General features: G+C 36.7%; 22 protein-coding genes. 14 read left to right on the plus strand and 8 right to left on the minus strand.

The window, feature by feature from the left end; translation table 11 throughout:
- Positions 1 to 57 precede the first annotated feature (57 nt).
- The 8 genes from HNP36_RS17840 to HNP36_RS17875 all read right to left on the minus strand — a co-directional run bounded on the left by HNP36_RS17840 (position 58) and on the right by HNP36_RS17875 (position 8,733).
- Positions 58 to 1,626, minus strand: coding sequence for a hypothetical protein (locus HNP36_RS17840; RefSeq protein ID WP_184166085.1), 1,569 nt, complete (start codon positions 1,624 to 1,626; stop codon positions 58 to 60).
- Between the two features lie 6 nt (positions 1,627 to 1,632).
- Positions 1,633 to 2,205: a hypothetical protein gene (locus tag HNP36_RS17845; protein WP_184166082.1), complete on the minus strand. Its 573-nt coding sequence runs from the start codon at positions 2,203 to 2,205 to the stop codon at positions 1,633 to 1,635.
- A gap of 748 nt (positions 2,206 to 2,953) precedes the next feature.
- Positions 2,954 to 3,772 (minus strand): hypothetical protein, encoded by an 819-nt coding sequence (locus tag HNP36_RS17850; RefSeq protein ID WP_184166079.1) that lies wholly within the window; start codon positions 3,770 to 3,772, stop codon positions 2,954 to 2,956.
- A gap of 8 nt (positions 3,773 to 3,780) precedes the next feature.
- On the minus strand, positions 3,781 to 4,584 hold the full coding sequence (locus HNP36_RS17855; RefSeq protein WP_184166076.1) for a hypothetical protein: 804 nt from the start codon (positions 4,582 to 4,584) through the stop codon (positions 3,781 to 3,783).
- Positions 4,585 to 4,586: 2 nt separating this feature from the next.
- Positions 4,587 to 5,411 (minus strand): hypothetical protein, encoded by an 825-nt coding sequence (locus HNP36_RS17860; protein ID WP_184166073.1) that lies wholly within the window; start codon positions 5,409 to 5,411, stop codon positions 4,587 to 4,589.
- Between the two features lie 249 nt (positions 5,412 to 5,660).
- Positions 5,661 to 7,328, minus strand: a complete 1,668-nt coding sequence (locus tag HNP36_RS17865) for a ribonucleoside-diphosphate reductase subunit alpha (protein WP_317168987.1) — start codon at positions 7,326 to 7,328, stop codon at positions 5,661 to 5,663.
- A 48-nt stretch (positions 7,329 to 7,376) separates the two neighbouring features.
- Positions 7,377 to 7,664 (minus strand): hypothetical protein, encoded by a 288-nt coding sequence (locus HNP36_RS17870; RefSeq protein WP_184166067.1) that lies wholly within the window; start codon positions 7,662 to 7,664, stop codon positions 7,377 to 7,379.
- A 94-nt stretch (positions 7,665 to 7,758) separates the two neighbouring features.
- A complete protein-coding gene (locus HNP36_RS17875; protein ID WP_184166064.1) occupies positions 7,759 to 8,733 on the minus strand; it encodes a ribonucleotide-diphosphate reductase subunit beta in 975 nt (324 codons plus the stop codon).
- 426 nt (positions 8,734 to 9,159) lie between these two features.
- On the opposite strand from HNP36_RS17875, the gene HNP36_RS17880 reads away from it, so the two are divergent.
- From HNP36_RS17880 to HNP36_RS17945, 14 genes are all read left to right on the plus strand, one after another.
- Positions 9,160 to 9,849 (plus strand): ABC transporter ATP-binding protein, encoded by a 690-nt coding sequence (locus HNP36_RS17880; RefSeq protein ID WP_184166060.1) that lies wholly within the window; start codon positions 9,160 to 9,162, stop codon positions 9,847 to 9,849.
- A 97-nt stretch (positions 9,850 to 9,946) separates the two neighbouring features.
- On the plus strand, positions 9,947 to 11,176 hold the full coding sequence (locus HNP36_RS17885) for an ABC transporter permease (RefSeq protein ID WP_184166057.1): 1,230 nt from the start codon (positions 9,947 to 9,949) through the stop codon (positions 11,174 to 11,176).
- A gap of 89 nt (positions 11,177 to 11,265) precedes the next feature.
- Positions 11,266 to 12,537: an ABC transporter permease gene (locus HNP36_RS17890; RefSeq protein ID WP_184166054.1), complete on the plus strand. Its 1,272-nt coding sequence runs from the start codon at positions 11,266 to 11,268 to the stop codon at positions 12,535 to 12,537.
- Between the two features lie 118 nt (positions 12,538 to 12,655).
- Complete coding sequence (locus tag HNP36_RS17895; protein WP_184166052.1) at positions 12,656 to 13,849, plus strand: efflux RND transporter periplasmic adaptor subunit; 1,194 nt, start codon at positions 12,656 to 12,658, stop codon at positions 13,847 to 13,849.
- Between the two features lie 156 nt (positions 13,850 to 14,005).
- Positions 14,006 to 14,758, plus strand: coding sequence for a subclass B1 metallo-beta-lactamase (bla, locus tag HNP36_RS17900; protein WP_184166049.1), 753 nt, complete (start codon positions 14,006 to 14,008; stop codon positions 14,756 to 14,758).
- 180 nt (positions 14,759 to 14,938) lie between these two features.
- Positions 14,939 to 15,838 (plus strand): NAD(P)/FAD-dependent oxidoreductase, encoded by a 900-nt coding sequence (locus HNP36_RS17905; protein WP_184166045.1) that lies wholly within the window; start codon positions 14,939 to 14,941, stop codon positions 15,836 to 15,838.
- A 269-nt stretch (positions 15,839 to 16,107) separates the two neighbouring features.
- Positions 16,108 to 17,373 carry a serine hydroxymethyltransferase gene (glyA, locus tag HNP36_RS17910; RefSeq protein ID WP_184166042.1) on the plus strand — a complete coding sequence of 422 codons (1,266 nt, stop codon included), beginning with the start codon at positions 16,108 to 16,110 and terminating at the stop codon, positions 17,371 to 17,373.
- A 61-nt stretch (positions 17,374 to 17,434) separates the two neighbouring features.
- Positions 17,435 to 17,899, plus strand: a complete 465-nt coding sequence (locus HNP36_RS17915; RefSeq protein ID WP_184166039.1) for a regulatory protein RecX — start codon at positions 17,435 to 17,437, stop codon at positions 17,897 to 17,899.
- A gap of 44 nt (positions 17,900 to 17,943) precedes the next feature.
- Positions 17,944 to 19,035 carry an aminotransferase class I/II-fold pyridoxal phosphate-dependent enzyme gene (locus tag HNP36_RS17920; protein ID WP_184166420.1) on the plus strand — a complete coding sequence of 364 codons (1,092 nt, stop codon included), beginning with the start codon at positions 17,944 to 17,946 and terminating at the stop codon, positions 19,033 to 19,035.
- A gap of 119 nt (positions 19,036 to 19,154) precedes the next feature.
- Positions 19,155 to 21,080, plus strand: a complete 1,926-nt coding sequence (locus tag HNP36_RS17925) for a polysaccharide biosynthesis protein (RefSeq protein WP_184166036.1) — start codon at positions 19,155 to 19,157, stop codon at positions 21,078 to 21,080.
- A 126-nt stretch (positions 21,081 to 21,206) separates the two neighbouring features.
- Entirely contained in the window at positions 21,207 to 21,938 is a 732-nt protein-coding gene (locus HNP36_RS17930) for a polysaccharide biosynthesis/export family protein (RefSeq protein WP_228456430.1), read from the plus strand.
- A 31-nt stretch (positions 21,939 to 21,969) separates the two neighbouring features.
- Complete coding sequence (locus HNP36_RS17935; protein WP_184166031.1) at positions 21,970 to 23,271, plus strand: nucleotide sugar dehydrogenase; 1,302 nt, start codon at positions 21,970 to 21,972, stop codon at positions 23,269 to 23,271.
- Between the two features lie 80 nt (positions 23,272 to 23,351).
- On the plus strand, positions 23,352 to 25,715 hold the full coding sequence (locus HNP36_RS17940) for a GumC family protein (RefSeq protein ID WP_184166016.1): 2,364 nt from the start codon (positions 23,352 to 23,354) through the stop codon (positions 25,713 to 25,715).
- Positions 25,716 to 25,762: 47 nt separating this feature from the next.
- Positions 25,763 to 26,797, plus strand: coding sequence for a polysaccharide biosynthesis protein (locus HNP36_RS17945; protein WP_317168986.1), 1,035 nt, complete (start codon positions 25,763 to 25,765; stop codon positions 26,795 to 26,797).
- The last annotated feature ends 1 nt before the right edge of the window (position 26,798 follow it).

Here is a 26,798-nt window from a genome sequence, read left to right on the forward strand (position 1 = left end):
AACCGTAGAAGCTTCTACGGTTTTATCAATTTGTAATTAAATTAATTTGTCTTTATCTTATTTTACACCCTGTGTTACCATCTTGTTCGAAATAACAGAATAGATACAACCGGTTGTTTTTAAACTAACAGTAATTGTACCCGGAACAGATCGGTAGGCAGTATCGCCGTAAGGTTCAATAATCTTTCCGTTTGAATCTTTTACAGTTCTTCCTTTAACAGAATACGTCATAGTTGCTGTTCCTGTAAATCCGCTTGAAGGATTGAAAGTAACAATACCATTAGCTTTATTGTAAGTCCAGGTTCCCTGTGGAGTTACTTTTTTGCGGTACAGTGTAAGATCCGTATCACTGGTTTTTGTAAAACTGAAGGTTGAATAATCTATATTGGCATTGCTCGCTGTTGGCGGAGTAGTAATGCTGATTGCTCCTTTGTAAGCTATGTCGTTATTGAACACCGGGATATTTACCGGTTGGAACTTACAGGTAGAAGTTACATCGTCATTCGTAACAGCAGCATACGGAAGGGTCAGTTTCACATTTCTGATGATATGTTGCTGAAAAGCTCCCCCTGTAGCGGCTGCAAAACCAAGTTTCAAAACAGCCGGAACCGTTGCATCCAGAGTTTGGGCGGTAGCAGCTCCTTCAGTGTCTGAAGTGTTAAAGTCAGTCGTTTGCGGATTTGCATTTTCAGTATAAGGAACCGAAGTTTTATAGTGGTAATAATTGATTACGTTGATAGGCGTTCCGTTTTGGGCGGTCTGGATATCCACTTTTATATCAAATCCGTCCGTTGTGGTTGGAGTTGTAAAATGGGGAATCAGGTCAAGATATACCTTTCTGAGCTCTCCGGAATTATTCCTGAGGTCAAATAAAGTGGGAAGCGAATTGGAAGTCGCCAGATAACTTCTGTCGGTTTGCAGTATTCTGCCTACTGCACCGGAATTGCTTAAGGTAGAACGTGTAACCAATACAGGATAACCTGTATATCCTAATCCTAAACCGTTTGAATTGATGGCAGCACCTCTTGCCCCTCTTAAGGTAACATGGCTTGTTGCCTCGCCCCAGGTTACTCCTGATATACCATTGATTCTGGATTCACCCTGAAAACGTTTAGATTTGAAATTCCCGAACTCATCCAAAGCAATCCCCAGGTAAGCCCCCGATAAACCTGCTTTCCTTTGACTTGCGTAAGTATTCTGTGTTCTGTTATAAGAATACCCGATACCCGCACCCGGTGCTCCAATGGTAGGACTTGCTACTGACCCGTCGTAAAGGAAAAAAGATAAACCGTCTCCATAAGTACTGCCTAATGGTGTACCGTTTTTCATATCATATTCAAATTCAACATGAAGCCCGTTTACTGAAGTGAAGGTTCTTCCGTTGATAAACAATCCTCCGAACTGTCCTGAGCTGGCAGGAGTAAGCTGTACTCCCGTAGAAGTATGGGACGCACTTCCCTGTATGGTAAGTTCAGATGCTGAAGAAGCATTCATTAACGAACTTGAATAGGAATAGAACCCGTAAATACTTGCTACTTCAGTACTGTCTGTCTGAGCATACATGAAGTTGGTAAGCATTATGAAAACCAGGCTCATCAGAGATAACCCTTTAAAATTCTTTTTCATGGCTGCTTATTTTACAACAAATACAATGTTGATGAAAGATGCTGAAGTGGCATTTGATAAAACATCGTAACTTAATACGCCCGAGCTGCTGATGCTGTTTATTTTGAAAACAGAAGTATCATAACCCGTTACATAGTAGTACAGATCTGTTGCATTTGGAAAAAACGGAATTGTAGCCGGAGCCGATGCACTTCTTGCATTGGCAGGTACATTAGAAAACTGGTTTTTGTACAAAGTATACAGATCTTTTGTTTGTCCCGTTGCTGGGGTAGTTGTATCAAAAACTACACTCGGCATGTAGAAAAATTTGGCTACATACGGAGATAAACATACCCAGTCCGGAGCAGCAGGAGTTCCTACATTTTGGCTGATACATTTTTTGTTGGTATCAAAAATAACCAGTCCTGTAGCGGGATTTGTAACTGTTGCAAGGTTGCTGACTCTCGGTAAAAGAACTCCCTTGGAAGTACTTGTGATATCTAAAACGGAACTTGTGTCAGGTGTTGATGTGTTAATACCCACCTGTGCGGTAATGGTGCAAAAAGCCATTACCAAAACTAAAGTGATAATTTTGTGCATTTTCGAAATAATTTTTTTTGTGTTTGTTCTATTAACAAATTTCCTGCCAATAGAAGATTAATTGTTCAATTTGTATTTTTTATTTATTTTATATTGCTAATGAAATGTATTTATAATTAATTAAAAAATAAAAAAACTTCATTAGATTTAAATTTTTCATTTAGTGATTTGACCAGAGTTGTTTTCTATATGTTTTCTTCTCTGTTTGAATATTGTAGCATTCCATGTTTGTTTTGTGTTTTTATGAATGCTTTATAATTTTTAATAATTGAAAAATGTATTATTTTAATTAATTCTTTACTTTTAATGAAAAATAATTAATATCTGAAATTATGTGAGATTTATTTAATTATATTGGTTTAATGTATAATTAAATAAAATTTTTAAGGCTCTTTTTGTGTTAATTTGAATAATAGATTTTCAATTTTTTTTATCATTGCTTTACTTGAAGAGTGTTTTTACTTAATAAATTTTAAACAAATGTATGTAAAAATATATTATGATAATAACCAAAGACCTGTGTTATAAGGACTTGATTCACTATTATGGGAGTGAGGAGCGAATATTTTCAGTGTTAATGAACGATTACAGCAAAATTAAATTTCAAAATCATAAATGTTAAAATTTGTTAAAATTTAATTATTAAATGATTTCGTCCTGTTTTTTCATCCAAAATGAAAAAAGCCATAGATATCCTATGGCCTGGTATAGTTTATTTTTATTACAATTCTTTTAGATAATAGCAGTCTTATAGTCCGAGATAAACAAATACATAAGCTGAAAGATATTTGGGTTCCAGATTTAAAGGAGTATTTGAACCTCCTGTGGAAACAGAAAATGTATGGGCATGAGCTCCTGTGCTGGAAGTTGTTGAAGTTGTGGCATCATTATCTACAACTGTCATGTTGCTTCCTCCTTCTGAGCTGTTTGTAGTTCCGCTTGCTCGGTCATTGTAAGTGTGGTTATGTGTTCCTGAGCTTACGGTAGTAGTATTGTAGGTGACATTAGGAAGATTAGCCTGCGTAAGAGCTGTACTGGTGCTTCCTCCTGTTGAGCCCAAAGTTTCAGATCCAGATCTGGATTTCAGATATCTGTCTGAACTGTTGGGTAACGTTGTGGAAAAGCCTAAAGAAGCAGCCCTGGTCTGTACAGCTGCAGGAAGTGTTGAGACTGCTCTTCCGTTCAGAAGATACCATCCGTCATGATCCGGAGCAGTACTGCTGTATTTAATGTCTCCAACAGTTGGAAGCTGTACTTCCAGTTTGTTCCAGTTTATTCCGTCATTGTAATAAAAACCGGGAGTTACGCCTGTGAGTGCTGTTGTTGTTGTATTGGTATTGTATACTGTCATTCCGGCAATATGGCCAGGAAGCGGGCTTGCATTATTGGTTGCTGTAAGGGAAACCTTTGGCATCAGAAGACCTTTATTTTGACCTTGAGAATAAAGCTCAAGAATTGCCTGTGTATTGGGAACAGGGGAAGGAGAGGTTCCGACTGTTATGAGTACCTGCGCGTTCGCTATGTTGAAAGTGGCGAGCAGAAGTATGATATAATTAATTCTTTTCATGAGATATTTTATTTTCCTAAGTAGATGAAGTACTGCACTACCATATGTTTCGGGTATTGGGAGATTGCTGTGCTGCTTCCTCCGCTGGCTACGGAAAAAGTGTGGCTATGATCTCCTGCAGCACCTGTAGTTCTGGTTTCCGTATTAATGGTTCTTGTGGTAGCAAGGCTTCCTGCATTATAGTTCCAGTAATTCACTCCTCTGTTGGTGTAGGTGTGGCTATGGGCTCCGTTTGTACTGGTATTTCCTGTGAATGTAAGATTCGGAAGATTGGCCTGGGAAAGGGTGTATGAGCTGGCTCCTCCTGTTGCTGCAAAAGATTCTGATGCGTTTTTTCCTTTTAAAAGCCTGTCAGATGTATTAGGAATACTGGTAGCAAAACCCAATGTTGTTGCGTTGGCTTGTGCGGAAGCGGAAAGAGTTGATGTGTTTCTCCCGTTCATCAGATACCATCCTTCATGATCTGCATTTATCATACTGGATTTAATATCTCCGATTTTTGGAATATCTGTATTAACAGACATCAGAACCCATTTTGATCCGTCATTGTAATATAGGCCGGGAATTACATCGTTTGGGGCTGTTCCTGCAGTAGCAATATTGTATACCCATATGCCTTCCGTATGGGCGGCAAGTGGGGTGGCAGACAATGTTGATGTTAATGAGATCTGATTCATTAAAAGTCCTTTATTATTGCTGTTTAGTTCCAGAACTGCCGAATTTGAAGGGTTTGATGTACCTATACCCACCTGCGATTTTGCGGGTGAAAAAAATAATAGTCCGAGAAGTGTATATAAATAATTTTTTTTCATGATTAGTTTCCTAAATAGATAAAAACATTAGTGATAATATTGTTCGGTATTAGGTTTACCGGTTGGCTTGTTCCGCCCAAAGAGAAAGAAAGGGTATGGGTATGAGCTCCTGCGTTGTCGGTATTGGTATCGATACTTGCTGTGTTGGAGACCGGGTTGTTCGTTCCGCTTACTACCCCGTTGGCTGCAGTGTTTTGCGGATTATCCGTATAGGTATGGGTATGACTTCCCGTTGTATTGGTGGAACCTGAAAAAGTAAAATTCGGAAGATTGGTCTGTGCAAGTGTAAAGGAATTGGCTCCTGCAGAGGTTCCGGGAGTGTCTGCTCCGCTTGTGCTTTTCAGATATCTGTCTGAAGCATCGGGAAGATTGGCGGCAAATCCTAAGGCTGTAGCTCTGGCTCTGGGATTTACTGCTAAAGTGCTTACCGCTCTTCCGTTGAGAAGATACCATCCGTTGTGGTCCGCACTTTGAAATCCGTTTTTAATATCTCCCGGCTGCGGGGATTTGGTGGTCATTTTTACCCATTGGGAACCATTATTGTAATATAGTCCGGGAGTTACATTATTCGGGGCGGTTCCTGCTGTAGCGGTGTTGAATACAATCATTCCGGCCACGTGAGACGAAAGCGGTGCGGCTGCATTGGTTGCCTGAAGGGCAAGTCTTGTCAGCAGAAAACCTTTATTGTTTGCTGAATTTTCTAAATGCAGAACGCTATCCGTATTAATTACTCCTGATGAATTTGAAATTTTGACCTGTGCATTTGCATTTATGGTAGGATATGACAGTAATATTAATAATACATTACTAATTAATATTTTTCTCATAAAATTAACTTTGAAATAATTTTTTTACAAATATATTGAATTTTTATTTATAATATTATCGATGGTTAATAATGGAAAGGCTTATTTTCACTATTTTGAGAATAAGGTATTAGGGTTTTCAATATTTATAGTATCTGGCTTAAAAAAAATAATAACAAACGGAAGATTAAAATTTTATTAAATCTTTAGTAAATATAAAAAGCACGCTAAAAAAGCGTGCTTTAGTATTATACTGATATTATTTATAGATTATGCTTCACAAGCAGAACAGGTCACAAAATTAACCATCATTTCTTTAGAAACAGAAGAACTTCTTTGATAATAAAGTGTTTTTACACCTTTTTTCCATGCTTCAATGTAAAGGTAGTTTACGTCTTTTACAGGCATTGTGGATGGGATCTGCAAGTTCAGGGACTGGGCCTGGTCGATATACTGCTGTCTTTGGGCAGCCTGAGAGATAATTTCCATCGGAGAGATCTCTTTGAATGTTTTGAAAACTGCTTTCTCATCATCCGTTAACTCTTTCAGGTGCTGTACGGAACCGTGGTTCAGCATAATCGTTCTCCATGTTTCCTCATTATCAAGACCTTTTTCTTCTAACAGTTTTGCTAAATATTTGTTCTTACGCATAAAGTTTCCTTTCGCAAGACCAGCTTTGTAGTAGTTGGAGGCAAACGGCTCAATTCCCGGAGAAGTCTGTCCTAGGATCGCAGAACTTGAAGTAGTAGGGGCAATAGCCATTGTGGTGGTATTTCTCAATCCGTACCCTTTTAATAATTCCGGTTCTCCGTAGATGTTGGCCAGTTCTCTTGAAGCGATATCCGCCTGTTCTTTGATGTGTCTGAAAGCTCTTGCATTGAACTGAGTCGCTTCAAAACTTTCAAACGGGATCATATTTTTCTGTAAATAAGAATGGTATCCCAAAACTCCCAATCCGAGAGCTCTGTGACGCATTGCGAAATTTCTGGCTCCCTGCAGGTAATAGTTTCCTTCCGTTTTTTCAATAAATTCGGATAAAACAGCATCCAGGAAGTAAATGGCTAATTTTACAGCGTCTGTATCTTTCCATTCATCATATAATTCTAAGTTCATGGATGACAGGCAGCAGATGAAAGATTCTTCTCTGGTAGAAGGAAGCATGATCTCAGAACATAAATTACTTGCATTAACAGTAAGTCCTAAATCTTTGTAAACCTGTGGCTTGTTTCTGTTAACATTATCTGTGAAGAAAATATACGGAAGACCTTTTTGCTGGCGGCTTTCAAGAACTCTTGCCCAGATCTTACGCTTATCCATATCACCGTCAATCATATCCTGCATCCAGTAATCAGGGACACAAATTCCCGTAAACAGGTTCTGGATAGGGCTTCCGATATCTTTGATTGATAAGAATTCTTCAATATCACCGTGGTCAATATCCAGATAAGCAGCAAACGCACCTCTTCTTACACCTCCCTGAGAAACCACATCCATCGCAGTATCGAATAATTTCATGAATGAAACCGCTCCTGAAGATTTTCCGTTATCCGTTACGGCTGTTCCCCTGTTTCTAAGCTCTCCGAAATACCCTGAAGTTCCGCCACCGATTTTAGTCTGCATAATTACTTCGCCCATTTTGTGGGTAATTCCTTCAATACTGTCCGGAATGTGAACGTTGAAGCAAGAGATAGGAAGACCTCTTTGTGTTCCCATATTCGCCCAGACAGGAGATGAGAAACTGATCCATCCTTTGGTGATCATTTCTTTGAAAGCAGCCTGTAATTCAGGCTTGTATAGTTTTTTTGCGGCTGCGGTGGTAATTCTGTCGATGGCTCCATCTACAGTTTCCCCTTTTAGCAGGTAGCCTCTGTTCAGCATCTGCTCAGACTCTTCATTGAGCCACCATATATTTGAATTTTGTTCTTCCATAGATCTTATATTTTCGAATTCCGGGGCAGTGTTTATACTCCGGAATTTTGTTGCTTTTTATATTGATTGTAATATTTCCACTTTGTGCGTACCATTTAGTCCGCTTTCATCTCTCAGTCTCTGAAATTCTTTAAAAGAAGGTGTGTTCAAAACCTTGTGCTGAATTTCTTCATTAATATAGTTTGAATAATGTAAAAAAGTAATACCGTCTTCTTTTAGATAAACCTTATATTCAAATGTTTCCTGATCCAGGTTTTTGAAATCATCCAGAAACGTTTGGATATGGGTTTTGTTTTCTGAAACGTATTCAGGTTTTACGGTATAGGTTACAATTACATTGATCATTTTTGTGCTTTACGAAGAAGTTTATTTAGGTAAAATGTCTTGATAGGCTGCTAATACTAACTGCTTTGACGCTCGCTTCGCTCGCGCCTTTTTATTAAAACAAATCGTTTGCTGTAATACTCTTATCGTGTTTCGTATAATCCACTGGTCTTTTTGCAAAGAAGTCATCCATGGAATTAGCAAAAACTTCCTCTTCAAACCATACCATCGGGCGGTACTGTTCTGGGGAAACATTGTAGCGGGTTTCCATATTGATTTTCTTTAAGCTGTCATCTACACGGTATTTCATGAAGTTCAGGAGATCTTCTTTTGAGAAAACGTTTAACTCTCCAAGTTCAAAGATCCAGTCAAGAATTTCACCTTCCAGCTCAATAGACTGATCTACTAATGTGTAAATATCTTCAATATCAGAATCTGTTAACAGATCCGGTTGTTCTTCACGGATTTTGTTGATCAGATAAATTCCTGCATTGGCGTGGATCTGCTCATCAACGGATGTCCATGCGATGATATTGGAAACGTTTTTCATGTATCCTTTGAATCTTGTAAAAGAAAGGATGATCGCGAATTGTGAGAAAAGAGATACATTTTCAATCAGGATACTGAATAATAGAAGAGAAGATACATATTCTTTAGGTGTTGTGGAATTAGCGTGTTTCAGAACATTTGATAAGAAATCAATTCTCTTTTTCACTGCTGGAATTTCCACTACATGGGTAAATTCTTCATTATATCCCAGAACCTCCAATAATCGGGAATAAGCTTCGGAATGGCGGAATTCGCATTCTGCAAAAGTAGCGCCTAAGCCGTTGAATTCAGGTTTTGGTAAGTGGTTGTATAGGTTTCCCCAGAATGTCTTTACAGACACCTCAATCTGTGCAATAGCTAAAAGTGCATTTTTTACAGCGTGTTTTTCGTGTGGCTCCAACTGCGAATGAAAATCCTGAACATCTGCAGTAAAATCCACTTCCGAATGCACCCAGAACGATTTGTTGATCGCCTCTACAAACTGAAGAACCTCAGGGTATTCAAATGGCTTGTAACTTACTCTTTTATCGAAAATTCCCATATTAAAATATCTTTAAAATTAAATAATTTGCATCACTGTGGATAACTTTGAAGAGATGCTTAACTTCTTGTATTTTTGGCATTTACATCTGAAACATATTCACATTCAATAAGTGCAGGTTTCTTGTAAAGAACTAATGACAAAGTTCGAAAAAAAGAAACGATTTTGAAAGGGGTAAATACTAATTGGCTGAGTTTTAACTGTAAAAGTTTTCCACATTTACATGAAACCAGCACGAATAATGGCTTAAGCAGGGTTATGTACAAAAAATACATAAAAAATTAAGGTTACAGTTAAACAGTTTGATCTAATGTATTATTAATAAAGGATAAATTTATTAAACAATAAAATATTCGAATAAATTATTGTTCTTGTAACAAATTGAAAATATCATCTACTTATTGGGTATAAAACAAGCATCACTTAATGTTAGTAATTCAGGATTTACACAAATCATACGATACGGGGAAAAGCAAGCTGCACGTTCTTAAGGGAATTAATCTTAATATTTCCGAAGGCGAGTTTGTTTCTATTATGGGAAGTTCCGGTTCCGGAAAGTCCACACTTCTTAATATCATCGGTATTCTGGATGAAAAAGATTCAGGTACCTATGAGCTGGATAATGTTCCCATTGAGCACCTGTCTGAAGTGAAAGCTGCAGAATACAGAAGTAAATTCTTAGGATTTATTTTCCAGTCTTTCAACCTGATTAGCTATAAAACAGCTCTGGAAAACGTAGCGCTTCCATTATACTACCAGAATGTTCCCAGAAAAGAACGTAATCAAAAAGCGTTGGAGTACCTGGAAAAAGTAGGCCTTGGACAATGGGCAGATCACCTTCCCAATGAACTTTCCGGAGGACAGAAACAGAGAGTGGCCATCGCAAGAGCCCTGATCACAGATCCTAAGGTGGTTCTGGCAGATGAACCTACAGGTGCGCTGGATTCCAAAACAACACATGATATCATGAAGCTTCTTCAGGAAATCAATAATGAGGGAAGAACCATCATTGTGGTAACCCATGAACCCGATGTAGCAGCACAAACGAAGAGAAATGTGGTGCTGAAAGACGGTATCATAGAAAGTGATGAATTTATCAAGCAGATTGTTTTATAAATTTTGTTGATTTGAAAATTTGATAATGAGATAATTTGAAAATTTAAAGTTCAGTTTTTAATCTTTAAATTTTTCAATCCTTTAATACCAATAAAAAATGTTTGACCTAGATCGTTGGCAGGAAATATTCAGTTCTATTCGCAGTAACGTATTGCGAACGGTACTTTCAGGGTTCACTGTGGCCTTGGGACTGTTTATTTTCATTGTTCTGTTCGGAATAGGAACGGGGCTTCAGAATGCCTTTACCGAAGGTTTTGCAAGAGACGCCCAGAACCTTATCACCATCTATACAGGTAAAACCACTGTGGCGTATAAAGGGCTTCAGTCTGACAGAACCGTCACAATGAATAATGACGATTATGATTTTCTGATCAATACAGATAAAGAAAAAGTAGGCGATGCCAGCCCGAGATACAGCACCAGCCTAATGGTAAAATATGGTAAAGAAAGTGGAACGTACCAGGTAAACGGTGCGGAACCGGGAGAAAAGGTTATTGAGAACAGAAAGATGCTGGACGGACGTTACCTGACACCCATGGATCTCGAAAGAAAGCAAAACGTTGCAGTGATCGGAAGAATGGTTCAGCGTGACCTGATCAAGAATGGAAGCCCGGTAGGAAAAGACCTTGATATCAATGGAACCATGTTCAAAGTGGTAGGCGTATTTTCTGATGACGGAGGAGACTGGGATGAAAGACATATTGCTGTTCCTATCACCACCCTTCAGCAAATGAAAAAAGGTTCTGATACAGTATCTACAGCATATATTGCCTATAACGAAAAGCTGACACCTCAGGAAGCTATTAAATATGGGGATGAGCTTAAAGACAGGTTAAAAGCAAGAAAAAATGTTGCTCCTGACGATGAAAACGGAGTCCGTGTCTGGAACAACGCCCAGAATATGAATGAAACCTTCCAGTTTATGGCGGTGCTTACCCTTATTGTAGGTTTTATCGGATTGGGAACACTATTGGCAGGAATTATCGGGATCAGCAACATCATGGTGTATATCGTAAAAGAAAGAACCAAAGAAATCGGAGTTCGTAAAGCCATCGGCGCCAAACCCAGAAGTATTGTAGCCCTTATTGTACAGGAAAGTGTTGTAATTACAGTAGTTTCGGGTATTGTTGGAGTTGCGGTGGGTGTATTGGCCTTAAGCTTAATAGGAGACAGCCTTGAAGAATATTTTATCAAGAGCCCGGCTGTAGGGTGGGGAACTATCTTCATGGCTTTTATAGCGTTAGTGTGCTCGGGGCTTATTGCAGGATTCGTTCCGGCATACAGAGCCTCAAAAATTAAGCCGATAGAGGCATTGAGAACAGAGTAATGAATTAAAAATGATGCAGAGAATGAGTTTTTTTGCTTGTCAGTCATCATTCATAATTTATAATATATTTAAACTTATAACTCAAAGAAGTGAATATTTTATTTAAAAAAGATACCTGGCAGGAAATTTATTATTCACTGAGGAATAATAAGCTTCGAACATTCCTTACCATGATTGGTGTAGGCTGGGGAATGTTTTTGTATGTGAGTCTTCTTGGGGCGGCAAAAGGAATGGAAAATGGTTTCGATAAATTATTTTCCGGATTTGCTACCAACTCCATTTTTCTTTGGGCGCAGAAAACCTCTATTCCATATGAAGGCTTTCCCAAAGGAAGAGAAGTACACCTGAACCTATCCGATATGGAAATGCTGAAAAGAAAAGTTACTGCCGTAGATTATATATCACCGCAAAATGCCAGAGGAAGCTTTACCGGAACTCCCGGAGAGTCCATGTCCAGAAACGGCAAAAACGGTACCTATTCCCTTACCGGAGATTACTCGGTAGGGAATAAAATTTCTGAAAAGAAGCTTATTTTCGGGCGTTATATTAATGATGCTGATGTTTTGGGAAATAAAAATGTAGTGGTAATTGGTGAAGAGATCTACAAGAATTTCTTTGATGCCAAGAAAAAAGAAAACCCGATAGGAAAACAGGTTAACATCAAAGGTTTGTTTTTTAATGTAATCGGTGTTTTCAGAGTGAAAAAAGGAGGAGGTTTTGAAAACGACAGGACTGCTTTTATTCCCCTTTCAACCTACACAAAAATGTATAATGCTGGAGACCAGATTGATATGTTCGCCATCGTAAGCAAACCTAATGCTAACGTTAATGGAGTAGAAGAAGAAGTAAAACAGGTCCTGAAAACCAAAAATAAAGTATCCCCCGAAGATACCAATGCCTTTGGAAGTTTCAACCTGGGAAAAGAATTTAAAAAACTGACAGGTTTCCTTACAGGAATGCAGCTTTTAACAATTATTGTAGGAACGCTGACGATTCTTGCGGGAGTGATCGCCATCTCAAATATCCTGCTGATCACCGTAAAAGAAAGAACCAAAGAAATCGGAATACGCAGAGCCTTGGGGGCAAAACCTGCTGAAGTAAGAAACCAGATCCTTCTGGAAAGTGTTGTCATTACACTCTCTTCCGGAATTCTGGGGTTTATGTTCGGGATATTTGTTCTGATTATTCTAAATATGGTAACCCAGAACCAGGACGAGTTTCCGTTCTACAATCCGACTGTAAATTACGGGAACGTATTTGGTGCTATGGCCGTAATGGTTGTCCTGGGCCTGATTATAGGAATGATTCCGGCACAACGTGCAGTAAAAATCCGCCCGATTGAAGCCCTGAGATCAGAATAATGATGGGTAATAAGTAATTTGAAAAATAGCAACAGATTTTTTTAATGTTTAAATTCTTAAATCATTAAATATTTAAATCAGCTGATAAACCTTTAACAGTAAAAAATAAACTAGATATATGAAAAAGAAATTCACTTGGAAAAAAGCCATTTATATTGTACTCGGGCTTTTATTTGCAGTGGCATTGTTCTCCGGGATCGGGTATCTCGTGAAATCCAATTCTAAACAGAGTGAAGCTTTCCTGACCAGAAAACCAAAGTATCAGGACATGGAAGACAAGGTAATGGCAACCGGAAAAATCATTCCGAAAGAAGAGATCGAGATCAAGCCCAATATCGCAGGAATCATAGATAAGATTCTTGTAGACGAAGGAGATAAGGTTGAGGCAGGGCAGTTGATTGCTACCGTGAGAATCATTCCTAATATTGCTGATGTAAACAATGCTCAGCAGGAAGTGGTGAACTCCCAGCTGCAGATCAGCAATGCCAGGATGAATGTGGATAATATGCAGAAACAATATGCCATGCAGGAAAAACTGTACAAACAAGGCGTTATTTCCAAGCAGGAGTATTTAAACTCACAACAGCAGTTGTTTTCACAGCAGCAGTCTCTTAAAAATGCCAATCAGCAGTTGGCTACCGCTCAAAAAAGATTACAGATTGTAAAAACCGGGGCAACTCCGGAGCTTCAGGGATTGGCAACAACGCAGATCCGTTCCAAAGCAGCCGGTACCGTTCTTGAAGTTCCTGTAAAAGTAGGAAGCCAGGTAATTGAGGCAAACTCATTCAATGCAGGTACAACCATCTGTTCCATTGCAGATCTTAATTCTTTGATCTTCCAGGGTGAAATAGACGAAGCCCAGGCCGGAAAACTTAAGCAGGGAATGGATATGAAAATCGTCATCGGAGCCCTTCAGAACAAAACATTCCCAGGAAAACTGACTATGATTGCCCCTAAAGGAAAAGATAACCTAGGGACCATAAAATTCCCGGTAGAAGGTGATGTAAACAACCCTAATAATGAATACATCAGAGCCGGATTTTCAGCCAATGGAGAAATTGTCCTGAAATCTGAAAAAAATGCTTTACTGTTGGATGAGTCATTGATCCAGTACGAAAAGAAAAACGGAAAAGATACCCCTTTTGTAGAAGTGAAGCAGCCGGATGGTAAATTCAAAAAAGTATACGTGAAGCTTGGAGCGAGTGATGGTATCAATGTACAGATCCTTTCAGGACTTACCAAAGATTCTGAAGTGAAAGTATGGAACCCTTCCGATAAAGACAAAGAAGAGCTTAAAGAAAAACAGAAATAGTAAACAAACACTATATATTTAAACTGTGAAATCCTGGGAATTTTTTCTCGGGATTTTTTATTTTAATTGATTAAACTGATGTAATGATTATTTTTATAAATTGTCTTAAAAAAGATAACCTAACCATACAAGCAAGATGTGTAATGTAATCAACCTATGAAATCAATATCCAAAATTTTATATTTATTCTCAGTAGTATTTTTCTTGAGCTGTGGCCCGCATAAAGAACTGAAGCAGCCCAAAATAGTCTATGAAACAGAGAACCTCTCTATTATTCAGCTTTCAGACGGTATTTACCAGCATATTTCCTATAAAGATACAGAGTCCTTCGGAAAAGTGCCCTGCAACGGGATGATCGTAAAAGACGGAAACGAGGCTGTAGTGTTGGATACCCCTACTAATGATAAAAGTTCCGGAGAATTAATTTCCTGGGTTAAAAATAATCTTCATTCAAAAATCAATGCAGTGGTAGTTACCCATTTTCATGATGATAGCCTGGGAGGACTGAAAGAATTCGATAAAAATAATATTCCGTCTTATGCCGGTGATAAAACTATTGAACTTGCTAAAAAACAGATAGGATTTGGAGTCCCTGATCACGGGTTTAGCGATGCGATTACATTAAACGCCGGAAAACATCAAATTTTAGTAAAGTATTTTGGAGAAGGACATACAAAAGACAATGTTGTTGCTTATGTTCCCGATGAAAAAACCATGTTCGGAGGTTGCTTGATCAAAGAAATGGATGCTACAAAAGGATATTTGGGAGATGCCAATATTCAGGCCTGGTCCAATACTGTCGAAAAAGTAAAAGTACAGTATCCGGATGTGAAACTTGTAGTTCCCGGACATGGAGAAATAGGAGGGAAAGAACTTCTTGATTATACCATAAAGCTATTCAGGCAATAAACTGATCCATACGATAATAAATTGACAGCTGATTTTAAATTTTTAACAGGTTTAAAATCAGCTGTTTTTATTTTAGAAGGATGATATTTCTCAACAAAGAAAAAAAATATTAATGCAACATTGTTTCATTAATGGAATTTTATTTTAACTTTGTCTGAGCAAATAAAATCATCATCTGCAATGAAAAATTTCGATGTTATTATTATAGGAGGAAGTTATGCAGGATTATCAGCAGGAATGTCTTTAGGAAGATCATTAAGAAATGTCCTGATCATTGACAGCGGTAAACCATGCAACAGGCAGACTCCACATTCTCATAACTTTATCACTCATGATGGGAAAACACCAACAGAAATCTCAGACCTTGCCAGAGAACAGGTAAAAGCATATGATACAGTAAAATTTCATGAAGATTCCGTAGTAAAACTGAAAAAAACAGATGAAGGCTTTGAAACGGAGACTTCTGCAGGAGAAAAATTCTATGCAAAAAAACTGATTCTGGCATCAGGAGTAAAAGACATCATGCCGGATATACCCGGATTTGCAGAATCTTGGGGAATCTCAGTTTTGCACTGTCCGTATTGTCATGGATATGAAGTGAGAAATGAAGTAACAGGGATACTTTCAGATGGTGATATGGGGTATGATTTTTCAAAACTGGTATACAACTTAACGAAAGATTTTTTCTTGTTTAGCAACGGACAATCGGTTCTTTCAAATGATCAGAAAAATAAACTGGCCAGGAATAATATCAGTTTGGTAGAAGATGAAGTTGAAAAAATAGAGCATGAAAACGGGAACATCCGTAAGATCATTTTCAGAAGCGGAAAAGAGATTTCCCTGAAGGCATTATACGCAAAGATTCCCTTTGAACAAAATATAAACGCTTCCGGGGATCTGGGCTGTGAACTTACAGAACATGGATTTATCAAAGTAGATGTTATGCAGAAAACAAATATTCCAGGCGTTTTTGCATGCGGGGATAATGTAACCATGATGAGGTCTGTTGCCAATGCGGTTGCCCAGGGGAATTTCACCGGAGCTGTAGTGAATAAAGAGCTTGCAGAAGAAAAGTTTTAATTCTATATTATAAATTGGTGCGGTCCCTGCGGAAATTTCTGCGGGGATTTTTTATATGAAAATAAAAACTGATACCATAGAAAACATCATCAAAAATATTTTTGAATAGAATTAAAGTTACCCACAATAGTTTGTAAAAGAAAACCCTTAATACAGAATAATAGGAAAGATTTGTGAAATTGAAGATCTAAAATCATACTTTATCATAAAGAAATCTTAGCGGAAATTCCGTACATTTGGGGTGAAAAATTTCAAAAACTAAAAGTAAAATGGACATTATTTTCGACCTGATTGAAAAAGAAAGACAAAGACAAGCCCATGGATTAGAGCTTATTGCGTCAGAAAACTTTGTTTCTGAGAACGTAATGAAAGCAATGGGAAGTGTACTGACCAACAAATATGCCGAAGGATATCCCGGAAAAAGATATTATGGAGGCTGTGAAGTAGTAGATGAGGTTGAAACATTAGCCATCAACAGAGCAAAAGAACTTTTCGGTGTAGATTATGTGAATGTACAGCCGCATTCAGGTTCTCAGGCTAATGCTGCCATTTATCTTGCCGTTTTGAAACCGGGAGACAAAATCATGGGAATGGACCTTTCAATGGGTGGGCACCTTACCCACGGATCTGCGGTTAACTTTTCAGGAATCCAATATCAGGTTGTTTCTTATGGTGTTCAGAAAGAAACAGGACTTATCGACTACGATCAGATGAGAGAAGTTGCTTTAAGAGAAAAACCGAAAATGCTGATTGCAGGTTTCTCTGCTTATTCCAGAGATCTTGATTATGCTAAATTCAGAGAAGTGGCTGATGAGATTGGAGCTACACTTTGGGCAGATATTGCTCACCCGGCCGGTTTGGTTGCAAAAGGACTTTTAAACTCTCCATTCGAACATTGCCATGTAGTAACTACAACCACTCATAAAACGTTAAGAGGTCCAAGAGGAGGAATGATCATGATGGGCAAAGACTTCGAAAATACATATGGCCACAAAACCCCGAAAGGAGAAACAAAGATGATGAGCCAGGTACTGGACGGAGCCGTTTTTCCGGGAATTCAGGGTGGTCCGCTTGAGCATGTTATTGCAGGTAAAGCAATTGCTTTCGGAGAAGCACTGGACGGTCAGTTCGAAACCTATGCCAAGCAGGTTAAAGCCAATGCACAGGCATTATCAAAAGCCATGATCGACAGAGGTTTTGATATCGTAAGCGGAGGTACAGACAATCACTTAATGCTGGTAGACCTTAGAAATAAAAACGTAAACGGAAAAGAAACAGAAAAAGCTTTAGTGCTTGCAGATATTACATGTAATAAAAATATGGTTCCTTTCGATGATAAATCGCCATTCACTACTTCCGGTATCAGACTGGGAACTGCAGCAATCACAACAAGAGGTCTTAAGGAAAACGATATGGATACTATTGCAGGGTTAATCTCTGAAGTGGTTGACAATATCAAGAATGAAGAGGTGATCAGCTCTGTAAAGAAGAAAGTAAATGAACTGATGGAAGGCAAAGCCCTGTTCAACTATTAATTTGAATTAAAATAGTACTATAAAGAATGGGCATTTTGTCCATTCTTTTTTCATACCTATCATGGAGAAAAAATCATTCACTTTTGATGAAATAAAACAGAAAATGGTAAATTATTGCGTTTACCAGGACCGCTGTCATGCAGAAGTTGAGCAGAAAATGAGAGAATTCCTGCTCATTGAGGAAGCAAAAGATGAAATCATCCTGTACCTTCTGAAAGAAAACTATCTTAATGAAGAACGATTCACGCGAAGCTATATCAGAGGTAAATTTTATATCAAGCACTGGGGGAAGAATAAAATCAAAATGCACCTTAAACAAAAACAGGTTTCTGAAAAATTAATCAACAGCTGTTTTAATGAAATAGATGAAGAGGATTACGGAAAAATGATCAGGAAAATCTTTGAAGATTATTATTCCAGGCAGAAAGGAATGCAGGAATACCAGCGAAAATCAAAAACAATAAAATATTTGATGAGCAGAGGCTTTGAATATGAAAAAATAAATGATACTTTTGACGAAACATAAGTAGATAATTGAAAAAAGAAAAGATTTGGCTCTCACCTCCGCATATGGGGGGAAACGAGCTTAAATATATACATAATGCATTCGATACCAACTGGATCTCGCAATATGGCTCCAATATAGATGAATTTGAAAATAGCCTTGAAAGGTATTTAGGAAACAATTCTCATGTTACAGCCTTATCTTCCGGTACTGCAGCCATTCATCTGGCATTACGGTTATTGAATGTTGAGGAAGGAGATTTTGTAATATGCCAGTCCTTTACTTTTGTTGCTTCCGCCAATCCTATTCTATATCTTAAAGCCATCCCTGTATTTGTAGACAGCGAAAACCAAACCTGGAACATGTGTCCAGAGGCCCTGGAAGATGCGGTAAAATATTGTATTCAGCAAGGGAAAAAACCCAAAGCCATCATTACCGTATGCTTATATGGAATGCCTTTTATGGCGGACGAAATACTCCAGATTTCAAAAAAGTATGAAATTCCTGTGATTGAAGACAGCGCAGAAGCGCTGGGCAGTAAATATAAAGGCCAGCCCTGCGGAACATTCGGAGATCTTTCCGCCATAAGTTTCAACGGAAATAAAATCATCACGACTGCTGGAGGCGGAGTTTTGATTTCAAAGAGCCAGGAAACCAAAAAAAGAACGCTTTTCCTTGCCACACAGGGGAAAGACAATGAAGAGTTTTATAACCATTCAGAACTGGGATATAATTACAGAATGGATAATATTGCAGCAGGAATTGGAAGAGGACAGTTGGAAACATTGGAGGAAAAAATTATTCAACGAAGAAAAAATCATGATTTTTATCAAGAGCTGGTAGGGAATAATGAGGATATTGAATTGTTTTCTGCACCAAATAGTGATTTTTATTCTAATTACTGGCTCAATACTGTTATTGTAAAAAATAAAATTTCTAAAGAGGATTTAAGGAGTAAATTCTCACAGAATAACATAGAAACCAGATATCTATGGAAACCAATGCATCTCCAGCCATTATATAAAGACTGTAAATTTTTTGGAAATAATCTGTCTGGTACACTTTTTGACACAGGACTGTGCCTGCCATCGGGAACCAATTTAACGGACGATTGCAGAAACAGAATTTCTGACGTTTTAGAAAATGAAATTCATTAAATTTGTTTTTAAAATTTAAATGGAGATAAGATTTTATTTTATTTTTGTATCCATTTTTAACAACGAGTATTAATAAAATTGGGGTTAAACCCACATAAATATGAACACAAATCCAGGCAATGTACAGCTCTCTTAGAAAAAAAATATTCGGAGGTGATAATGTTGTCAATCTCTCAGACGTAAGATATCTTCCTAGATGGATAATACTTGTAATAGATATTATTATTCTGGTCATGTCTTTATTTCTTTCCACATATACCATTGAAAAGATTACCCAAAAAGAGTTTATTTATCATGAAGATAAGAGCGTTATTTTTGCTTTTATTATTATGATAAATACAATGTTCATGTATTTTTTCAAAACTTATGCAGGAATTATAAGGCACTCTACCTTTATTGATCTTTTCAAGCTCCTGATTTCCTGTTTCTGTACCATGACTGTAGTAGGGTTGGTTAACCTTATTTATTTTTGGTCCACAGGCGGAAAATTTATATTAACACCATTTCTGGTACTGTATTTTATAATCTCCTTTATGGGATTATTTCTCTTCAGGTTATATGTGAAAGAATTTTTTCACATCGTAAGAGAATACAGAAGAAGTGCCCTGAAAAAGAGAATTCTGGTACTTGGTATCGATGAACAGTCTATTGCCATAGCCCGTGCTATTTTGGATAACCCAAGCCTGCCTTACCAGGTGGTAGGATTTCTTACCCAAAGAACAGATTCCAAAAGAGCTTCTCTATTGGGGAAACCTATTTATGAGAAAAAGAGAATAGAAGAGGCTACAAAAGAAGACCTTATCATCGATGGGGTTATTATTGTTAAAGAAATGATGTCTAAAGATGAAATGAATTCCTGGGTGAATTTATTTCTTGAAAAAGACCTGAATATATTCAAAGCTCCATCCGTACAGAAATTAAGAGACAGCGATTTAGGAGGAGCAATCAGGAATCTTCAGATTGAAGACCTTCTCAACAGGAAACCTATAAAAATAGAAAGCGAAGAGGTAAAAAGCCGGCACTTCAATAAAAATATACTGGTAACAGGTGGTGCGGGATCTATAGGCAGCGAAATTGTAAGACAGGTAGCACAGTTTAACCCTGCATTAATTGTTGTTCTGGATCAGGCTGAAACACCATTATATGATATTGAGCTTGAAATGAAGGATAAATTCCCACACATCAGGTTTAAGTTTGTTTTGGCTGATGTTTCCAACATACATAGAGTAGAACCTGTATTTCAGACCTATAACTTTTCAATGGTATACCATGCTGCAGCTTATAAGCATGTTCCGCTGGTAGAAGAGAACCCTAACGAGGCAATCCGTGTTAATGTTTTAGGATCAAAGAATATTGCTGTTTTATCAAGCCGTTATAAAGTGAACAGATTTGTAATGATCTCTACAGATAAAGCTGTAAACCCTACCAACGTAATGGGAGCATCCAAAAGAGCAGCCGAATTATTTGTTCAGTCTTTACAACATGTTGAAGGAAATACAACAAAGTTTATTACCACCAGATTCGGAAATGTATTAGGATCAAACGGCTCCGTTATCCCTTATTTTAAAAGACAGATTGAAGCGGGAGGTCCGGTAACGATTACCCATCCTGATATTGTAAGATACTTTATGACCATTCCGGAAGCCTGTGAGCTGGTTCTTCAGGCAGGAACAATGGGACAGGGTGGAGAAATTTTCGTCTTTGATATGGGAGAACCTGTAAAAATTCTGGATCTGGCAAGGAGGATGATTAAATTATCAGGTTTTGAACCCAATATTGATATCAAGATTATATATACCGGATTGAGACCGGGTGAAAAACTTTATGAAGAACTGTTAAGCGATAATGCCAAAACACTTCCTACACATAACGATAAAATCATGATTTCCAAAGACCCTACTATGGAATTCCTGGAAATTGAAAGCTTGATTAATCTGATTACAGATGCCTCCGTAAAGAAAGATAAGGTAGAAGTAGTAAAGATTTTAAAGGCTATTGTGCCCGAGTTCAGAAGTAACAATTCTATCTACGAGGTTTTAGATTAATAGAAAAAATATAAATGTATATTTGTACAATTTTAAAATATGAAAAGTAAAATATTGGTTGTATTAATGGCATTTTGGTTGGTTTCATGCAAAACAAATCAAAGTGCAAAAAATGATCTGAATTACATGCAGAATATAGAGCAGGTGGCTATTGAGTCATCTTCCAGAAATTCTAGTAATATGATACAAGCTGGTGATCAGTTAGTGATATTGGTTACTGCTAAAGATATGGATGTGGTAAGACCGTTTAATCAAAACTATTCTTCTTCAGAAATAATCCAGACCAATATAAGTGCTGGTGGAAATACACCCAATCAAGGAGTTACAACTATTTCAGGGCCAATGTATATCGTTGATGCAGAAGGGAATATAGATTTTCCTGTGCTTGGAAAAATTAATACTACGAATAAAGACCTAATTGGTCTTAAAGAAGAATTAAAAGACAGAATGTCCAAATATGTTATTAATCCAACTATAAATATAAGATTGGCAAACTTTAAGGTAACTGTATTGGGAGAAGTAAATAAACAGGGAGATTACACAATATCAAACGGGCAGGCTACTATTCTAAATGCACTTGGTCTTGCCGGGGATCTCACTATGTATGGAAAAAGAGAAGATGTCTTGGTTATAAGAACTGAAAACGGAGTAGTAACTCATGGGAAAATTAATCTTCAGGATGCCAATTTAATTAACTCTCCATATTTTAACCTGAAACAAGGAGATGCAATCATTGTGGCATCCAATAATACAAAAAATTTATCGTCCAAGCAAAATCCTAATACAGGGTTATATCTAACAGCTGCCTCCATTGCGATAACTGCAGCCGCAGTTGTGGTAAGTTTAATTAAAAAATAACACCACACAGATATCTTTATAAAATATTATAATGAATGAAAACAAATCATATAGGATAGCAGTTATTGGCCAAGGTTATGTAGGGTTGCCTCTGTCATTGGAATTTGCTGCACATTATCCGGTTTTAGGATTTGATATTAACGAAAATAGAATTAATCAGCTGAACGAAGGTTATGATACAACACTTGAGGCTGATACAGAGAAACTTAATACACTCTTAAAAAAACACACAGATACAGAAGGAAAATTAGGCTATAAGGCAACAAATAAGTTAGAAGAAATTTCAGAATCTAATGTATTTATAGTAACCGTTCCAACGCCTATTAATAAATATAATGCACCGGACCTGGACCCTCTTCTTTCTGCTTCGAAAATGCTGTCGGGAATTATTAAAACGGGAGATATTGTTATTTACGAATCCACTGTATTTCCTGGATGTACTGAAGAAGAATGTGTCCCTATACTGGAAAAATATTCGAATCTAAAATATAATAAGCATTTTTTTGTAGGTTATTCACCTGAAAGAATAAATCCCGGGGACAAAATAAACACACTTACCAGTGTGAAAAAAGTGACTTCCGGCTCTACTGAAGAAATTGCAGAAGAAATAGATGAACTATATAAAAAAATAATTACAGCCGGAACGCACAAAGCCCCGAGTATTAAAGTAGCTGAAGCTTCCAAAGCCATTGAAAATGCACAAAGAGATGTTAATATTTCTTTTGTTAATGAGCTTGCTCTTATATTTGACAGAATGGATATCGACACAAATGATGTTTTGGAGGCAGCCGGAACAAAATACAATTTTCTTAAATATAAACCCGGATTGGTTGGTGGGCACTGTATTTCTGTAGACCCTTATTATCTTGCCCATAAAGCCGAACAGTTGGGATACCATCCTGATGTTATTCTGTCAGGACGCCGGGTTAATGATTCTATTGCGAAATTCATTGCTTCTAAAATTGTAAAACTTCTTATTGGTAAAGCAGGTGTTATTAAAAATTCTACAGCTTTAATTCTTGGTGTTACATTTAAAGAAAACTGTCCTGATATCAGAAACACAAAAGTGTTAGATATATATACAGAATTAGTTGATTACGGTATCAATGTAGAAGTATATGATCCGTGGGCCAATAAAGAAGAAGTAAAAAATGAGTATGGAGTTGAAATCTTAGATCATCTTGAAGATGGAAAAAAATACGATTCAATAATTATTGCAGTTGCTCATAATGAATTTCTTAAATTGGATATTGAAAAACTGAAAAAAGAAAACAGTGTTATTTTTGATACAAAAGCCTGTTTAGATAGAAATTTAGTAGACGCAAGATTATAGTAATTTTTAAATTGAAAAAATATACTTAAAAACAAACCATAATTGTAGAGTTTAATCTCTAAATAATTTTAATATAAATTATGAGTAATTCAACAACTGAGGATTCAACAAAAGAAATAAACATTCAAGAAATTATTAAACCCTATCAAAGAAACTGGGTTTGGTTTGTTGTCATTCCTATTATAGCATTATTGTTATCTTATATTTTTCTGAAATTTGCTACGCCAATATATAATACTCAAGCTTCAGTACTTATTAAAGATACGAAAAAGAACCCTATTGCAAAGGGAGATTATGGTGTTTTACAGGATCTGTCCGGTTTGGGCGGAATGGGAACAAATAGTATAGAAAATGAGATTGAGATTTTTAAATCCAAGAAACTGATGTATGATGTAGTAAAAAATTTAGAGCTGCAGACTTCCATCTATACTAAAGATAAAATTTCAAAGAGAGAACTTTATAAAGATACTGCCCCTATTATTATCCGTGTTATTAATGAGAAACCTCTTGCCAAATTACCCCTAGAACCAATTTATGTAAAAGTGTCAGGTAATAATATTACTTTAACGTCCGGAGAGCTTTCAGGTAATATAAGTGGTACTTTTAATAAAATAATTAATCTTCCTTATGCTAATATTATAATTACAAAAAATGCTAATTTTAATAAGGCAAAAGCTAAGAATATTGATGAAATATATTTTACCTACACTACATTAGACAATACAACAGATTATTTTCAATCTCAGCTTAATGTAAGTTTAATAAATAAAGATGCTACAGTAATAGCTCTATCATTAAATTATCCAAATACAGATAAAGCTAAAGATATTATTAATAATCTTATAGACACCTATAATAAAGATGCAATTAATGATAAAAACTCTGAATCTGCAAGTACAAAGAACTTTATAGATGAAAGAATAAGAATTATTGCCAATGATCTGGGAGAAGTAGAAAATAAAAAAGAAAACTTTAAATCTGCAAATCAGATTACAGATCTGGCCACTGAAGCTAAATTAAATTTAGAAACATCTGCGGAAGCAAGAACAAAACAGCTCGATGTAGATGCCCAGCTTGAGCTTACTAATTCATTAATAACTTACATGTCCCGTCAGAAAGCCGGGGATGTCTTACCTAGTAATGTCGGACTGCAGAATGCAGATGCAATGAGCAGCATTTCTTCATACAATCAATTGGTTTTGGAAAGAAACAGATTGTTGGAAAATGCGACGCCGCAAAACCCGTTGGTAGTTGATATTACCAAGCAGATTAACCTGCTTCGTTCAGGAGTCATGGAAAGCCTTAACAAAAATAGAACAGGTCTTCAGTTAATTAAAAACCAATATCTCGAAGAACAAGGGAAAGCTGCATCCAGAATATCAAAAATGCCCGCTCAGGAAAAATTATTTAGGGATATCGAAAGACAGCAGCAGATTAAAGAAACTTTATACTTGTTGTTATTACAGAAAAAAGAAGAAACAGCAATTTCTTTGGCTGTAACGGCGAACAAGGCCAGAATTGTAGACTATGCCTACACTTCACCTAATCCGGTGTCACCTAAAAAAATAACTTTCTTTGGTGGTGCCTTGTTTTTAGGGCTTCTGCTTCCTTTCATTTTTATATATGCTAGAGAATTATTCAATAACAAAGTAAAAACTAAGCATGATCTGGAAAATTTATCACACGCAACTTCTGTTGTGGGTGAGATTCCAAGTTTAGAAAAAGGTGAAGATGAACTGATTAAGCTTAATGATCTCACGCCAATTGCAGAGTCTTTCAGAATTCTTATAACCAATATGAATTTTATGCTACCTAAAAAGAAGGAAGCGAAGATCGTTTTTGTTACATCTACCGTAAAAGGGGAGGGAAAGACTTTTGTATCTGTCAATTTATCACTTACTTTAGCTACACCAAGTAAGAAAGTAATTATTATAGGTTCTGATATTAGAAATCCACAGCTACAGAGATATAATCCTGCAAGAAAAGGTTTATTAGGACTTACAGAATATTTATATGATACAAAAACCCAACTGAAGGATATTGTTCATGTATCTACATTTAATCCGCATTTGGATGTTATTTATTCCGGAAGTATTCCTCCCAATCCTACCGAACTTTTAACCAATGGAAGATATGAAATCCTGTTAGAAGAATTAAAAGATAAATATGATTATATTATACTGGATACAGCACCATTAATGCTTGTAACCGATACTTTCCTTTTTGCAGAAGCTGCTGACGTTACCCTATATGTAACAAGATCAGGCTATACTGAAAAAGCGTTGGTAGATTTTGCTAACAGTAATATCGATTCCGGAAAAATTAAAAATGTAGGATTTGTTTTAAATGATGTAAACAAAGACTACTTTGGATATGGCAACAAATATGGGTACGGATATCATGCTGAAGAAAAGAAATGGTGGCAAAAAATTTTTAACCGTTAAACCAACAAAATACCAGAAAACAAATTAAAAAAACCATATTATTTAAAATGATGTTACAAGATAAAATATTATTGATTACAGGAGGAACAGGTTCTTTTGGAAATGCTATGTTGAAAGGGTTCCTTAATTCGGGACTAAAAGAAATAAGAATCTTTTCACGTGACGAGAAAAAGCAGGAGGATATGCGTATAGAATATAAAAACGACAAATTAAATTTTGTTGTTGGAGATATCCGGGATTTCGATAGTATCAACAGCGCCATGAACGGGGTGAATTTTGTTTTCCATGCTGCTGCCTTAAAACAGGTGCCGTCTTGTGAATTCTATCCAATGCAGGCTGTTCAGACAAATATTATCGGGGCAGAAAACGTTTTGGAAGCCGCAGCAAGAAATAATGTAGAAAGAGTGGTTGTATTAAGTACAGATAAAGCCGTTTATCCGATAAATACTATGGGTATGTCCAAGGCTATAATGGAAAAGTTAGCTGTTTCCAAGGCAAGGGATCCAAGAGTACAGGCTATAGATGCTGTTTATACTTCAACCCGTTATGGAAATGTAATGTGCTCTAGAGGATCTATTATCCCATTATTTATCAAGCAGATAAAAGAAGGAAAACCTCTTACCATTACGAATCCTAAAATGACAAGATTCATGATGTCACTTAATGATTCTGTAGATCTTGTTATGTTTGCGTTTGAAAACGGAAATCCAGGTGATATTTTCGTGCAAAAATCTCCTGCAGCAACTATTGAGACTTTAGCGATAGCACTAAAAGAACTTTTTTCGGCAAATAATGAAATCCAAATTATTGGAGAAAGACATGCTGAAAAAATGTATGAAACACTTTGTGCTAAAGAAGAAATGGCCAAAGCAGAGGATATGGGCGATTTCTATAGAATACCTGCAGATTTCAGAGATTTGAATTATACTAAATATGTACAGACAGATGGACCGAAATTATTAACAGATGAATATAATTCTGATAATACCCATCAGCTGAATGTAGAAGAACTTAAAGAATTGTTGCTCACTTTAGATGAAGTTAAAGAAGAATTAAAAAACCATAACCCGAAAGAATTATAAT

Source organism: Chryseobacterium shigense (assembly GCF_014207845.1).
In the GTDB taxonomy this organism is placed as follows: domain Bacteria; phylum Bacteroidota; class Bacteroidia; order Flavobacteriales; family Weeksellaceae; genus Chryseobacterium; species Chryseobacterium shigense_A.